Below are 14103 nucleotides of genomic sequence, written 5' to 3' on the forward strand. Positions count from 1 at the left end.
TGTTGTGTCGTTCATTGGTCACGCATTGTGCTCGTGAATCGCAGTCATGAGGGCCGCGAGTTCTTCGCCGATAACCGAGCGGATTCGTTCACCCGTCTCCGCGCTCGCCTGCTTCGGCGTCCCGATGGCCCCAGACGAGGAATACTCGTCGAACGATCGATAAACGGCGACGTTGCCCCCGTCAAGCAAGTCCTGTCCGCCCCATCTGTAGTGTTCGTCCATCGGTTCACCGTCGCGGACCGCCGGATCGCCAACGAGGTCTGGTCGGAGCGTGAGCATGAGGGACGTCTCGAACTCGCCGCCGTGGGCCATTCCGCCTGTCTCGGTCGTTCGGATCTCCTTGATTCTATCCGATGCTAGCTGGAAGTACGTCGTCCCGAGTACTTCCGCATCAGTGTCGGCCCCCACGGTACTCACGACGGCATCGATGAGTGAGCTGTTCCCGCCGTGGCCGTTGACGAACAGCACCGCATCGAATCCGTTCTGGATGCCAGCGTGGGCGATATCCTCGAGTGTCGCCCGTAGATGTGCGAATTCGAGAGATAGAGTCCCACCGAACGACAGGTGGTGTGGTGAGAACCCGCTCCAGACCGGCGGTGTCACGACGACAGGAACGTCGTCCAGTTGGTCGACCGCAGTGTCGACCATCGCCTCGACGAGAAGTGTGTCGGTGACGACCGGGAGGTGGTCCCCGTGCTGTTCGACGCTTCCAACGGGAATAACGAGGACGGAGCCCGGCTGCTCGCCGACATCTCGGATCTGACTCGCAGTCATTCCAGCCCACTCGCTCTCTTTCCGACCGATAGTATCGTACAACATATTACACTGATTCTGTCCGCTGTGGCTGATTCAGTTCCACTCGCTCGCCATCGGGACCAAACAGATGCATATCCTCTGTATGAAACCCGAGCGCGATTTCGTCGCCCCGCTCCGGACGGTATTCGCTATCGACCCGGGCTACGACTTCGTTCGATCCGCCTGCAGTCTCCAGATAGAGGAAGTTGTCAGAGCCCATGGGCTCTACGACATCGACGACTGTCTCGATGTACTCCCCAGCGTCTCCGGCGACGAAATCCTCCGGCCGTACGCCCAGCGTGTACTCCCCGTCCGGAATATCAACGTCGACCGTGAACTCGACAGTCGCCGAGTGCAGCGTCGCGCGCCCACCGCTGTTAGTCACACTCACTTCGAAGAAGTTCATCGACGGTGATCCGATGAACCCCGCAACGAATTTGTTGTTGGGCTTATCGTAGCAGCGTTCCGGTGGCGCAACCTGCTGGAGTTCGCCTTGATTGAGAATCACGATCCGGTCGGCCATCGTCATCGCCTCCGTCTGATCGTGCGTGACGTAAATGGTCGTCACGTCCAGTTCCTCTTGGATCCGCTGGATCTCCGTGCGCATCTGGGTTCGCAGCTTCGCGTCGAGGTTCGACAGCGGTTCATCCATCAGAAACACCTCCGGGTCACGGACGATAGCCCGCCCAAGCGCGACGCGCTGTTGTTGGCCGCCCGAGAGTTGCTTCGGTAGGTCCTCCATGAGGTCCGAAATCTCCAACAACTCGGCGGCCTCTGTCACGCGTTGCTCGATCTGATCATCGTACTCGCCTGATAGCTGTAGCCCGAAAGACATGTTCTCCCGCACGGTCATATGCGGATACAGGGCGTAACTCTGGAACACCATCGCAATGTTCCGGTCCTGTGGGCGAACGTCGTTGACTACGTCCCCACCGATGGCGATCTCGCCGTCGGTGACTGTTTCGAGCCCGGCGATCATCCGAAGCGTGGTCGACTTCCCACACCCGGATGGTCCGACAACGACGACGAACTCCCCATCTTCGACGGCCAGAGAAAGGTCTTCGACTGCAAGGACGTTGTCGTCGTATACCTTGCTGACGTTTGATAGTGTAACTTCGCTCATACCGAGTAGAAGAAGCATCGCAATCATCATTAATAAATGTTGGTAGTACTGGCACAGCCGGGCAGACCAATCACATCGAAACCCGCAGGGCGATTGTCGGGTAACGCCCGGTATGCCTGGCAGCCAGCGGTTCTGAACTGAGGACAAAAATCACACCGATAGGTACGATCTCATACCGTGATGCAAAATACGGAGCAGAGACTTATTGCTTTGTAGAAAACGGGCTATCAGGGCGTCTCCAATCTCTTTCAATGAGATTGAAAGCCGATCGTCGAGCTCTCGCAAGACACACGAACAACTCAAACCGACGCTAGAGTGCCTGTGACTGCTGATTCTGGTGTTGGATACCGAACCCCCCAAATTCATGTGATATGTTGTCACTCGACTCGAAGTGCGAGATTGATGAAAATAACATCCGTACCCTTGTTAGGAAAGACTATCTCAGGCTACAACACCTGCTTCCAACATCATTGGAAATATTTTGTCCCTCGGCGGAATCTATTTTACTCTGCAAAAAAAAGCGCACCCATGCCCTCACAGAACAACAAAACAATCAGCGCGGTTGAGACGACGCTGGATATCCTTGCTGCCCTCGGAAAACTCGAACCAATCGGTCTTTCAGATCTTGCGTCTCATCTTGACATCCCTACAAGTACCGTCTTTATTCATCTCAATACCCTTGTCCAGCGGGACTACGTTGTCAAGGAATCCGGGCAGTATCGCCGGTCGTTCCGCTTTCTGGAGCTCGGTGGCAGTGTTCGGCAGCGACTAGATATCGGCCGATTGCTTCGCAATAAAGTTGAAGAACTCAGCAGAGAAACCGGCGAGATTGCCGGTGCCGGCATCGAGGAGAACGGACAGCGGGTCATCCTCTACAGGAGTTCGGGCGGAAAAGCTGCGGGCGACGAAATCCCGATCGGTAATCATACCGAGATGCACTGGACATCGCTGGGCAAGGTTATTCTGGCGCATCTGCCGGTGGAGAAACGAAACGAAATCGTTGCCGACCATGGCCTTCCCAAAGGGACTGATACCACGTTGTCATCCCGGTCTGATCTCGAAGCGGCCCTCGAGCGAATTCGTGATCAGGGTTATGCGATAGATGATGAGGAGCATCTCCGGGGTGTTCGAGGTGTCGCCGTTCCGATATTCAACGACGAACAGGAAGTCATGGTCTCGCTTGGTATCACTGGCCCCAGGGATAGATTCACCTCTAGGTATATGGCAAATCTGTTAGAGATGCTTCGATATACGAAAAACGAAATCGAAGTTCGAAGCCAGTACTACGAATACAGTACTATAGACGGATAGACTGGGATACGATACTGTACGATACGTACCACAGATAGAAGAGGAAGCATCGTCAGTCTGGTGTAAGTTCGTCTCCGAACTTCGCTACATGGCCATTTTCCTCTGTCTGTTCTATGTCTAAATACCGATATTTGACTACTGTTCCAGTCGAGATACTGGAGAGTACTGGCGAACTGGGACTAGATATAGACACAAATGGAAAGATAATATGAAATAAGAACACATCAACTCTGGATTAATCATCTGCATCTACATTTGGAGATATGTGTATACATTTCGCACTGTTTGTACGCTGGCGTCGTGTGGATTTTACACTCATAACAGGCCACGGCTGGAAACTACTGTATTGGTTGATTCAGGTCCTGTGGTTTCAATACGCCCTGTTATCTCATCTGTACGTAGTGAGTCTCCGTTGGTGCTGCTCCACACAGTACAGCTCTTCCCGTGTGGTTCGGGAACCGCTTGCCAAACGGTCGCTACTCAAAGTGACTGAGTTTTTCACTGCCAGTTCCGATACCAGCACTATACTGCGATGACAAAACACGCCCCGCCGACAGAATGACCCCACAGGCTACTGACTCCGATATGCCGGATACCACTGTTGAGACATCCGTCTGCACAGCCAACTCGACGTGGTGGCTCGTGGCTGGTGCGAGCCTGATTTCGATGGGACTGGCAGCCTACGAGATCGTTCCCGCAAGCGTCACACCGCTTATTCAGGACTCACTACAGGTCGGGCCAACAGCTGCCGGCCTCTTGGTCGGAGTCATGTTCGGGACCGCTGTCATTGTCAGCCTCCCTGCCGGTGCTGCGCTGGACCGGACCGATTCGAGAACCGCGATGGCACTTGCGGTGGGCATATTAGTCATCGCTGGGGTGTGGGGCTGGCGAGCCGGTCGGCGTGGCCAGTACGAGGCAATCATCGCATCACGCGTACTGGGGGGCATCGCGTATGTCGTCGTCTGGAACGCCGGCATCGACATGGTAAGCCGGGCGGTCGATGGTTCGCACCGCGCAACAGCAGTCGGCATCTTCACCGCCAGCGGGCCGGTCGGCTTCGCACTCGGACAGGGAACTGGGCCGCTCATTGCCCAGCGGTTCGGTTGGCCGGCTGTCTTTCTGGCTTTCATTGGCCCCGCCATCGTGGGAGTGGTCGTCTTCTGGCCGGCGAGCCGCGGGCACGGAGGAAGTCGCGGCGATGCACCATCTCTGCGGGAATTCGGGGCGGTGCTCCGGAGCCCAAGCGTCTGGCTCGTCGGTATCCTCGGCTTTCTCGGTTACGCGCTATACCTGTTCGTGAATAGCTGGGGTTCGTCGTACCTCGCGCAGGGACTGGATTTCTCGCTGGCAGTGAGCGGGCTTGTTGTTGCCGTATTCCCAGCTGTGGGGGTGCTCTCTCGAATCAGCGGCGGGCTTATCTCGGACCGGGTGTTCGACGGAAGCCGGCGACCGGTCGTGTTGTGGTCGTTCGGCCTCGCCGCTCCGCTTCTCTTCGGGTTTACGCAGTTTCGCTCGCTGGCCCTGCTCGTTGCTGTTCTCCTGTTGATCGGATTTGCGGTCCAGTTGACGCTTGGCCTCTCGTTTACGTACGTCCGCGAACTCGTTGACCCGCGTGTTGCTGCAACGGCGGTCGCGTTCCAGACTAGTATCGGCCTCGCGGGGGCGTTTGTTGCACCGATCGCCGGTGGAGCCGTGGTGAACAGAGCTGGATTCGAGCCGGCGTTTCTACTGGCAGGCGCGGTTGCCGTCGCCGGTATAATCGTCGCCTGGCAGGCTCCAGAACCGGGACGCGAGTAGATGGGGCGCTCAACCCCGTCTCTCACGATACGGTTCTAAGACCGTGACCCAATATATCGGCTCAACTGATTTGTCGCTGGCCTGTGAATTGGAAACGAATGCCAGCCGAATCGTTCACACTCGCGGCCGCGCAGGTAGAACCCGTCTACCACGACAAGGAGGGAACGCTGGACAAGACATGCCGGTACATCGAGCAGGCGGGCCGGGACGGCGCAGATATTGTCGTCTTCCCAGAGACGTATTTTCCGGGGTATCCATACTGGCGGGGTAGCGTCTCTATCTCCAGGTGGACTGACCTGATGGTGGATCTCCAGAAGAACAGTCTCCACGTCGACGACGAGGCTATCGAGATACTCGGTGAGACAGTCGCGGAAGCAGATCTCACGCTGGTGCTGGGGACGAACGAAAGCAGCGACCGGCAGGGCAGCGAGACGCTCTACAATTCGCTGTTTTATTTCGACAGTACAGGGGAACTGATGGGTCGCCACCGAAAACTGATGCCGACCCACGAGGAGCGTGCCATCTGGGGTCGTGGCGACCCATCGAGCCTAGCCACCTACGAAACGGATGTCGGCCGACTCGGCGGACTCATCTGCTATGAGAACCACATGACGCTCTCGAAGGCGGCGCTGACTACAATGGGAGAAGAAATACACGCCGCTGTCTGGCCCGGCTTCTGGGAACAGCACGGTCATCCGGGGGACAAGACCCGGGCGGAGACGAGTGAAGCTATGAATACCTGTGATATCTATCCCGCGATGCGTGAGTACGCCTTCGAAACCCAGTCGTTCGTCGCTGCGTGCTCGGCGTACATGAGCGACGCTGTGCCGGACGGCTTCTCGGAGGACGAACTTGGGTTCAACGTCGCCGCGGGCGGGAGCATGCTCATCAATCCGGCGGGGATTGTCAAAGCAGGTCCGCTAGTCGGTGAAGAGGGGCTCCTGACTGCAGAGTTCCGGGACGACGAACGGCGGGCGACAAAGGCGTACTTCGACGCAATGGGGCATTACACACGATGGGACGCAGTCGGCCTGTCGATCAGTGACGAGACCCTATCGCCGTCACAGCCTCGAGAACCCAGCAAGAATACAGTCGCTGGAAACGGCACACTCTCGGTAGCACAGGCACAAGCGGTCGCCGACGAGTACGACGTTCCTGTTGAGGCTGTCGAAGCGGTCGCGGATAAACTGACAGACTAACCTCGATCAGTCAGACGGATTTCAAATAGACGATACAATGCCACGCGGCTGAATTACTTGTTGTAACTCTCCGGAATCAGCACCACGCCGTGGAAGTCGAAGAGGTCGGAAACAGCCGCCTCGATACGACTGAAATTCGGTGGCAGTGCGACTGCTGGTAGATAGAAATCGTCGTTTGAGAACTTGCTATCCGTGGTGGAATGGTTTTGTGGTTCACTCATATCAATACAATATACTGGGTACAGCCTTCTAAGCTCATCGTGGGATAATTACGGGTATTTATTACAGAGAATTATAAACGATTGTTAATACGAATTCTGATAGAGACATGTGCTGATCGCCGAATTGAGTGGGTAACTGACAGAAGGCTTCTGAGTTGTTTCACGTTTCTTCGTCGCTTCGACTGTATCCGTCGAATCGGTCTCATTAGTGAAAATACAGTTGGCTAAAACGACAGGCGCTATCTGCGACTGCAGTCAACTTTTTATTTTTACCCTCGTGTGTGCACCTGTGTATGTAAACATTGACGTGGAGACCCCGCATACATACAGCAGTTCACAGATGATGACGCTCCGTTGTCGAACTAGTATTCGTCTTTGACGCCTCGATTGTAATCTCCGCCCCACAAAATGTCAATAACAACGAAAATACACATCGAACACGAACGCCTCGCTCTGGTTCCAACGTTACAGAACCTCGAAGACATAGCGATCCGTGTCATCACGCAGGGGAATACCGATCCGGGCTCCACGGTGTTTCCGTTCCTCATCGAGTATCGTGACAGAGACCGACTCGAAGAGATGCTCGATGCTGATCCGACGGTCCAGAGCTACGAACTCGTCGACTGGACCGACCAGACCGGTATATATTACATCGAACACACTCCCGAAACGAAACTCATCAGTTCTGTCGTCACGGATGTCAACGGATTTCTCGTCCATACAGAGACGAAGGGCAACGGGTGGCTCGTCCGACTCTTGCTCCCTGACCGCGAAGCGCTCAATACGATCTGGGAGTATGCCAACGAGAACGACATCTCGCTCGATATTATCGAAATCTACGGAAACACGGACACCGGCGGTGAGTCGTCGTACGGGTTGACCGACGAACAGCGGATCGCGCTGACAACCGCATACGAAAACGGCTATTTCGGAGAACCCAGAGATATCTCCTTGAACGAAGTCGCCGACGAAATCGGACTGTCCTCGACAGCAATGAGCGGCCGGCTCCGGCGGGGAATGCGGAACCTCATTGCGGCAACAATAATTGACAAAGAGGAATGAGTTCACAGATCCACCACTGGAAGCGCTCGGAAGGCGCTTCCAATCGTTTTGCCGATTTAAGCAACTCTCATGACATCGAACCGCGTTTGAAATTGAATTCTAGAGTATGTGCATAAAATTGTCCAAAAGAGAGTCACTGGGACAGATGTTGGTCCTATCTAATGGTGGTGTTCACTCGGATCGTCCGCCCGAATCTTTTTGCCGGTAGACCGGTCGTAATGCTGTCGCGTCTTTGTTGTATCCCAACCACACGCTCAACGCTGTTGCAGCGAAGACCAGATACACGGGGAACAGAAGAACGAGTGCGTATCCAGCAAACACCAGTGTCAGGACGTCTAGCCAGTACAGCGTCGCGATCCCGGCAAGTCCACCGACTGCGCTCGCGATGATTCCCAGGCGAAACGCCTGAGCAGCGGCGGGACCGGGCGACAGGTGAATCGTATCCATACAGCATTTTATATGGCTGAACCCCATAAGTCGCGCGCGAGATACGCTATCAAGGTCCGGGCTGGAATTGGTACAGCGACATCCCACTGATTCAGATCCAAACGGCAGGATTACAGTACCTGAACACGACCTGCTGTCGCTTGAAACCGTATCCTCGTCTCGGGCCGCGGGACTGATACGTCGGTTTCGTGCGGTGGCCTCGCTCATCGGTGGGACGGACTTATTACCAGCAGCCCGACAAAGGGGTACGTATGAAACTCTCGCTGATTGCCGCCGTCGCAGCTAACGGCGTGATCGGCGCTGGCGGCGATATTCCGTGGCAGTATCCCGAGGACCTAAAACATTTCAAACAGACGACTATCGGTCATCCCGTGATTATGGGGCGGCGGACCTTCGAGAGCATCCGCCGTGATCTCGACGGCCCACTGCCGGAGCGAGTAAACATTGTTCTGACTACGACGCCGCATCACCTTCCTGACAGCGTCACAGCTGTCACCTCGACGACGGCGGCGTTGACCGAAGCGGCCGACAGCGGAGCATCTACGACCTACGTCATTGGTGGTGCTACTGTGTATGAGCAGTTTCTCCCACAGGCCGACGAGCTAATCCTCACCGAGCTAACGGCAGCTTTCGACGGCGATACGGTCTTTCCGACGGTCGACTGGTCGCGCTGGTCCGAGACGGAACGAACGACACACAGCGACTTCGACATCGTCACATACACCCGAACCAACAGTAACTTGGACTGATATTTTTCCGAGCAGTCACAGCGGCCGCTCGGTCGTGTTCCGTGCTGTTTGTTTCGTACGACAGCTACCAGTCTCAGCCGAGAAACGCGATACCGTATTCCAGTGAATATTCATGCTCTGGAGCTGTTAAACAACGGTTCAGAGTATCGTCACTGTCGGCAAAGTTTCCCCCTTATATAAATCCCAGAAGCAAGTAACAATACCCTTTATTAGTATTTCACATCTTCTTTCATAGGCATGACCGGTAACGAGGAACATCCTAACCATCCCAGTGTCGACCAGTCAGACCGGACCGTCCCCCGTAACCTCCGCCAGACTGGTGACCCCAACATCGAGATGTTGGTGTCAACGCGCGTTCGAAAGTCCCCCTTCTTCCACAAGTCATTCAACGAGGAGGGTGCCTGGCGGGCAACCGTCTACAACCGGCTCTATCACCCGCGCGGCCTCATCGAGCCCGAGGACGGCGGTGTGATGAAGGAGTACGACGCACTGACAAACACCGTCACCCTCTGGGATGTCGCCGTAGAGCGACAGATTCGGGTCAAAGGGCCCGACGCCGAGGCGCTGACGAACTACGTGGTCACTCGGGACGTGACGGGCATGGACGCCATGGACGGGAAATACGTCATCCTCTGCAACGAAGACGGTGGCGTCCTGAACGACCCAGTGTTGCTCCGTCCCGAGGAAGACGAGTTCTGGTTCTCTATCTCGGACTCGACGCTGATGCAGTGGCTGCAGGGCGTCAACGTCGACAACGACTTCGACGTCGAAATCGACGAGATCGACGTCGCGCCGATGCAGATCCAGGGCCCGAGGGCGCTCGACGTGATGGTCGACGTCGTCGGCGACGAAGTCAAAGACGTGCCCTACTACGGGCTGATGGAGGCCGAGATCGACGGCTGTGACGTACTTATCAGCCAGACCGGCTTCTCGGGCGAGAAGGGCTTCGAAATCTACGTCAAAGACGCGATGGAAAACGCCGAACGGGTCTGGGACCCCGTCATGGAGTCCGTCAAAGACCACGACGGTCGCCAGATCGCACCCGGTCACCACCGCCGGATCGCCGCCGGCATCATGTCCTGGGGTCAGGACCTCGACCACGAGACCTCGCCGTTCCAAGTCAATCTGGGCTATCACGTCCCTGACGACAAGGAGGCCGACTACATCGGCAAAGAGGTTCTCGAAGAACAGAAAGAACAGATCGAAAACGGCAACTATCCGTTCGAACACAAACTCATCGGCCTGAAGATCGCTGGCGAACCGATCCGTGACTACGCCCCCGACTTCTGGCTCATCTCCGACCCGGACACGGGCGAGGAATGTGGCTACCTCACCTCTCCATGGTGGAACCCGGACTTGGAGACCAACATCGGTATGGGCTTTGTCCCGGCTGAGAAGATTCAGGAAGTCACTGACACGCCGCTCAACGACGAGATATACGATGAGGAGCTGGACTTAGAGTTCCAGATCCATCTCCCCGACGAGTACGCCGACGAACCCGGCGAACCGGTGTTCGCCACCGCCGCAAAGGTGCCGTTCAAGGAGTCTGTCAACCCGAGCGCCCGTGAGCAGGCGAAGCTCAACGCCCGGAAAGAGGCCGAAAGCGACGACTAATCCTCACTCCTGCTGTCCCAGCAACGCACCCCTCTTTCGTTCGCCGCTGTTTTACGGTCCCGATTGCCGTGCCCGGCTTTCACTGATACAGTTGTAGCCCTATGCCGCTCTCTCCTAGAGTTCGCGGCCGTATAGGCGCTGCTGCCCGGAAACTATTAATTCACGTTTTGTGCCGGACTGCGCCGGTGATCTCTGGCCACAGTATTGCTCGCTGGCAGTCTCTGGCAGCGAGACGGTCGAAAACAGGCTACTTGTAGCTGGGTGTCCCGAGTCTAGACAGTACGCAGGTCGGTGTCAGGAGTCGAGACGATTGTGCCGCCATTTCTCCGTGTCGGGCGTCTGATTGAAGGTGTAGATGTGGACGCCGCGGATGTTGTACTCGTCGTCCCCGACGTAGGGCGCGAGGCCATCGATGAGTTCGTCTGGTTTGTAGGTCCCGCGGGAGCCAACCAGTTGCTTGACGAACCCGAGAATGCCCGTCGTCTTTCTGAGGAACTTTATCGAGTCACCGACGCCGACTTTCTGAGATATCTGCATCAGGCGCTGGTAGTTCATCACGCCCGGGATACCGACTTCGACCGGGAGTTCGATACCGCGAGCACGGATGTCTTCCACCCACTCTAACACGGTATCCGGGTCGTAACACAACTGCGTGACGATGTACGTCGCGTACGGTGCTTTCTGTGCCATTGACTCCGCCAACGTTTCGTCGTCGATGAAATCGTGGCCCTCGGGGTAACCCGTGATGCCGACTTCCTCGAAGGAGTACGCGGTCTCTGCAAGCGCTTCGAGCATATCGAGTGCTGACTCGTACTCACCGGCCGGTTCCTCCCGGTCGCCACCTGGAACGAAGATGTCCGTGATGCCTGCCTGCTCCAGTCGCTCGGCGATCGATTCGAGTTGCGCCCGGTCTTCCACGTAGCGGGCTGCAATGTGTGGCACGACGTCGTACCCCATTGCAGCGGCTTCTTCCGTCTTTTCGACGGTCTTCTCGATGCCGAGTTGTGGCGAGGTCGTGATCGCGATAGTCGCGTCGTCGGGGAGGTGGGTAATCTCCTCGTCGAAGCTCTCGAACGGCATCAGTTCGAACCGGGCGCTCGTCAGCAGCGTCCGGACACCCTGACTGTCTGAGACAGTGCGTGTTTCGAGGGCCATGAGTTGCCAGAGATAAGGCGTACCTGTACTTTTCTCTGTGGGTGGGGCATCGAACCCGTTTATAAGATATCGCTTCTATCACGCGCTGTGAGGCGCACACTGCTGGATCCGACTGGCAACAGTCCCGTAGGAGACAGCGTGGTCCGGTTCGTCTGCAAGCCGGCACAGGACGAGATCTAACAGATTGAGTTCCTCCAGCAGGTCCCGAGTCTGGCCACGGTCGAGACTCAGGCGTCGCTGGACCTCGTACACCGTGTCTGATTCGACGACTGCGTCCGCGACGTCTTGCAGTTGGACAGCAGCCGGGAGTCCAATCCCGTCGGTGACCAGTTGCTCGTCTGGAAGCTCACCGACCGACTCTTCGACGGACGCGGCTGATTCGGCCGATACAGGTTCGACCAGATCGACCTGTCCGTCCTGATCCATAGCCTCAGACTGGCTCGTGTCCTCGTCCGAGGTTTCTGAGTTGACCGACGGCTCTTCCTCGTCGTCACTGGAGGTGTCGTACGTGTTCGGGACGTGGATGTCCGCTTCTATCATGTACCGTCGGACTGTCTCGGATGAGACGTCCATCTGGATCTGCTCGGCGATTTCTCTGAAGTTGTCGCACTCGTCGTACAGTGCTTGTAGGTAGTCGGTGTCCTCGTACGGTGGCACGGAGTCGTCGCGGACGGCGGCGAACGGGTCGGATCCAGAGTCGTTCCCGCGACCAGACTGGGTAGCCGCACCGTCTGACTGCGGATTTTTCTGTGAACCCTCGCCCCCCTCACTGACAGGTTCTGAATCCGCGATATCAGCATCGGTGAGTGAGGACCCACCGTCGGTACCAGCCGAACTCACTGCACTAGCTGTCGCTGTATCGCTAGAGTCACCCTGGTCAGGCCCACAGTCGACGCTGGCTGCCTCGTCTGGCGCACCTGTGGCGTCGATCGTCAGCTGTACCGTCAGGAGCAAGCCGTCGTCAGTGACCGTCGCTGAGGCATCACCTATCGACAGTGCGGCACCAGCGGTCGACGGGAGTTCTGTGGCCGACGGTGAGAACGTGACTTCGAGGTCCCCACTCCCGGTTAGCCTCGCTGTCTCCGGCGTGAGACCCTCGTCAGCGCCGCCGCCGGAACGCAGCGAGACCGGCATCGCCACCGTCGCATCAAGGACTGCATCACCGGTGTCGGCCGGCGAGGCTTCGACGGTCTTGATAGACCGTCCGCGGGATTCGTACGCATCGATGACCTCCGCGAGCGCCGTGAAAGCGGTGTGAAGTCCCATGTCATTGAGTGACTATGACACGTTATGGTGTAGAGATAGGTGTGGAATACCGAACCCATTTATAAACTCCCACAAAACTACGGCTGGCGACACACATCTGAAACAGTGCCCGCGGGCGGCTTCGCGGATACATCTCGGTTATCGTGGTGTTGCGATGCCTGCGAGACGTTCTCCTTTCACGACGACAGACTCCCTGGCAAGCGAGAATATCACTCCTCGTTCTGTCGCTGAGACGACCTGTTGTTGCTCGAACGAGGAGGGTTCGTAGACAGTTCCCAGTCGCTCCCCGGCGTCGACGGTGTCGCCGACGGCGATGTCCGGCCGACACTCGAACAGTCCCGATTCCGATGCAGTGACCGGCTCCGCATCGTTTCGAAGTACCGTCTGTGTCGCCTTCGACTCCGGCTCCGCCGGGAGGACTGCCTGCTCGCGCAGGAGGTTCTGTATCCCGTCGACACCAGCCGCAACCGCGTCCTGTGCTATCCGGCGGCTGTTCGATAGTTCTGCAGTAATAACTGGAATCCCAGCTTCTGCAGCCGCAGCACGGAACGTCCCGTCAGAGCCGTCATCGCCTGTGTCCTCGGACCCGTCGATAAGCCTGTAGGAGGTCCCGAACGCTTCGGCGAGGCGCTCGGCGGCCGGGTCGCCCGCCCGACATCTGACGTGTTCCAGCATATCTGCCGTGCCGGTGTGGAGGTCCACCGCTGCGTCCGCATCTTTCACGAGTTCCCACAGCCGAGCGGCAAACTGCTCCTGTAGGCTTCCACGCTCGTCGCCCGGCCACACGCGGTTCAGGTTCGGGTTCATCACGTCGTACTCGCCGGGGGTCATGTACGACCGATGGTCGAATGCGAGCTGGTTCACTACCGGGACGACGAGTACTGTCCCAGCGATGGCTGCGTCGGTCAGACGGGCGTGCAGTCGCCGTAGCGCGGCTGGGCCGTTGAGTTCGATGCCGTGTTGTGCCGCCTGAATGTACACTGTCGGTCCGGGGCCGCCGACGTACTGGTGGACAGCCACGGACACGTCTCGTCCTGACGGGAGTCTCCCGAGCCGTCGGTCAGTCGTCGTGTGCGTGACGGCGGTATAGTCCATAGCAGTATCTGGCGGTGCGCAGACAAAAAACGCTGGGAGTAGGAGCGCCGCTGTGCCGCATGGAGCGATGCTGTGATGCTCTTTCGGAATACCAGCACTGCCCGATACAGCGGTGTGAAAGCATCGTGCTGAAACCGCTGTAGGCATTTGTTAACACATAAACTGACAGTACAATCAGACAGTTGCGAGAAATGAGACGGATTCGAATAGAACTGACAATCACCACAGGGGGCCCAAATCTATTAACAATGGTACTCCTGTTATTTTGA

The 14103-nt window shown here is 57.1% G+C and carries 13 protein-coding genes; 6 read left to right on the forward strand and 7 right to left on the reverse strand.

Annotation, left to right across the window (positions count from 1 at the left end; translation table 11 throughout):
- Positions 1-18: 18 nt before the first annotated feature.
- Positions 19-819 (reverse strand): creatininase family protein, encoded by an 801-nt coding sequence (locus C443_RS01155; protein ID WP_005532990.1) that lies wholly within the window; start codon positions 817-819, stop codon positions 19-21.
- A 1-nt stretch (position 820) separates the two neighbouring features.
- Positions 821-1918: an ABC transporter ATP-binding protein gene (locus tag C443_RS01160; protein WP_049943837.1), complete on the reverse strand. Its 1098-nt coding sequence runs from the start codon at positions 1916-1918 to the stop codon at positions 821-823.
- A gap of 528 nt (positions 1919-2446) precedes the next feature.
- Between C443_RS01160 and C443_RS01165 the strand changes: the two genes are divergently transcribed.
- The 3 genes from C443_RS01165 (at position 2447) to C443_RS01175 (ending at position 6225) form a co-directional block, all read left to right on the forward strand.
- On the forward strand, positions 2447-3229 hold the full coding sequence (locus C443_RS01165) for an IclR family transcriptional regulator (protein ID WP_005532992.1): 783 nt from the start codon (positions 2447-2449) through the stop codon (positions 3227-3229).
- A 558-nt stretch (positions 3230-3787) separates the two neighbouring features.
- Positions 3788-5026, forward strand: a complete 1239-nt coding sequence (locus C443_RS01170) for an MFS transporter (protein WP_049943809.1) — start codon at positions 3788-3790, stop codon at positions 5024-5026.
- Positions 5027-5124: 98 nt separating this feature from the next.
- Positions 5125-6225, forward strand: coding sequence for a carbon-nitrogen hydrolase family protein (locus tag C443_RS01175; RefSeq protein WP_005532994.1), 1101 nt, complete (start codon positions 5125-5127; stop codon positions 6223-6225).
- Between the two features lie 53 nt (positions 6226-6278).
- On the opposite strand, the gene C443_RS21560 is transcribed toward C443_RS01175, so the two are convergent.
- Entirely contained in the window at positions 6279-6446 is a 168-nt protein-coding gene (locus C443_RS21560) for a hypothetical protein (RefSeq protein ID WP_005532995.1), read from the reverse strand.
- 408 nt (positions 6447-6854) lie between these two features.
- On the opposite strand from C443_RS21560, the gene C443_RS01180 reads away from it, so the two are divergent.
- A complete protein-coding gene (locus C443_RS01180; protein ID WP_005532996.1) occupies positions 6855-7508 on the forward strand; it encodes a helix-turn-helix domain-containing protein in 654 nt (217 codons plus the stop codon).
- 171 nt (positions 7509-7679) lie between these two features.
- On the opposite strand, the gene C443_RS01185 is transcribed toward C443_RS01180, so the two are convergent.
- Positions 7680-7955 carry a hypothetical protein gene (locus C443_RS01185; RefSeq protein WP_005532997.1) on the reverse strand — a complete coding sequence of 92 codons (276 nt, stop codon included), beginning with the start codon at positions 7953-7955 and terminating at the stop codon, positions 7680-7682.
- A gap of 251 nt (positions 7956-8206) precedes the next feature.
- Here C443_RS01185 and C443_RS01190 point away from each other — a divergent pair, with 251 nt between their 5' ends.
- Complete coding sequence (locus C443_RS01190) at positions 8207-8704, forward strand: dihydrofolate reductase (RefSeq protein WP_005532998.1); 498 nt, start codon at positions 8207-8209, stop codon at positions 8702-8704.
- A gap of 237 nt (positions 8705-8941) precedes the next feature.
- Entirely contained in the window at positions 8942-10318 is a 1377-nt protein-coding gene (locus C443_RS01195) for an aminomethyltransferase (protein WP_005532999.1), read from the forward strand.
- 294 nt (positions 10319-10612) lie between these two features.
- Here the strand turns inward: C443_RS01195 and C443_RS01200 are convergent, their stop codons facing one another.
- The 3 genes from C443_RS01200 to C443_RS01210 form a co-directional block, all read right to left on the reverse strand.
- On the reverse strand, positions 10613-11473 hold the full coding sequence (locus C443_RS01200; RefSeq protein ID WP_005533001.1) for a methylenetetrahydrofolate reductase: 861 nt from the start codon (positions 11471-11473) through the stop codon (positions 10613-10615).
- 78 nt (positions 11474-11551) lie between these two features.
- Positions 11552-12739 carry a hypothetical protein gene (locus C443_RS01205; RefSeq protein ID WP_005533004.1) on the reverse strand — a complete coding sequence of 396 codons (1188 nt, stop codon included), beginning with the start codon at positions 12737-12739 and terminating at the stop codon, positions 11552-11554.
- Between the two features lie 138 nt (positions 12740-12877).
- Positions 12878-13834: a succinylglutamate desuccinylase/aspartoacylase family protein gene (locus C443_RS01210; RefSeq protein ID WP_005533006.1), complete on the reverse strand. Its 957-nt coding sequence runs from the start codon at positions 13832-13834 to the stop codon at positions 12878-12880.
- Between the last annotated feature and the right edge of the window lie 269 nt (positions 13835-14103).

This window comes from Haloarcula argentinensis DSM 12282, from assembly GCA_000336895.1.
GTDB classification, from domain to species: Archaea; Halobacteriota; Halobacteria; order Halobacteriales; family Haloarculaceae; genus Haloarcula; species Haloarcula argentinensis.

Coding starts and splice junctions, on each gene's coding strand:
- C443_RS01170 (WP_049943809.1), top strand. CDS start 3,788: ATGACCCCACAGGCTACTGACTCCGATATGCCGGATACCACTGTTGAG.
- C443_RS01165 (WP_005532992.1), top strand. CDS start 2,447: ATGCCCTCACAGAACAACAAAACAATCAGCGCGGTTGAGACGACGCTG.
- C443_RS01195 (WP_005532999.1), top strand. CDS start 8,942: ATGACCGGTAACGAGGAACATCCTAACCATCCCAGTGTCGACCAGTCA.
- C443_RS01180 (WP_005532996.1), top strand. CDS start 6,855: ATGTCAATAACAACGAAAATACACATCGAACACGAACGCCTCGCTCTG.
- C443_RS01175 (WP_005532994.1), top strand. CDS start 5,125: ATGCCAGCCGAATCGTTCACACTCGCGGCCGCGCAGGTAGAACCCGTC.
- C443_RS01155 (WP_005532990.1), bottom strand. CDS start 819: ATGTTGTACGATACTATCGGTCGGAAAGAGAGCGAGTGGGCTGGAATG.
- C443_RS01205 (WP_005533004.1), bottom strand. CDS start 12,739: ATGGGACTTCACACCGCTTTCACGGCGCTCGCGGAGGTCATCGATGCG.
- C443_RS01210 (WP_005533006.1), bottom strand. CDS start 13,834: ATGGACTATACCGCCGTCACGCACACGACGACTGACCGACGGCTCGGG.
- C443_RS01190 (WP_005532998.1), top strand. CDS start 8,207: ATGAAACTCTCGCTGATTGCCGCCGTCGCAGCTAACGGCGTGATCGGC.
- C443_RS01185 (WP_005532997.1), bottom strand. CDS start 7,955: ATGGATACGATTCACCTGTCGCCCGGTCCCGCCGCTGCTCAGGCGTTT.
- C443_RS01160 (WP_049943837.1), bottom strand. CDS start 1,918: ATGAGCGAAGTTACACTATCAAACGTCAGCAAGGTATACGACGACAAC.
- C443_RS21560 (WP_005532995.1), bottom strand. CDS start 6,446: ATGAGTGAACCACAAAACCATTCCACCACGGATAGCAAGTTCTCAAAC.
- C443_RS01200 (WP_005533001.1), bottom strand. CDS start 11,473: ATGGCCCTCGAAACACGCACTGTCTCAGACAGTCAGGGTGTCCGGACG.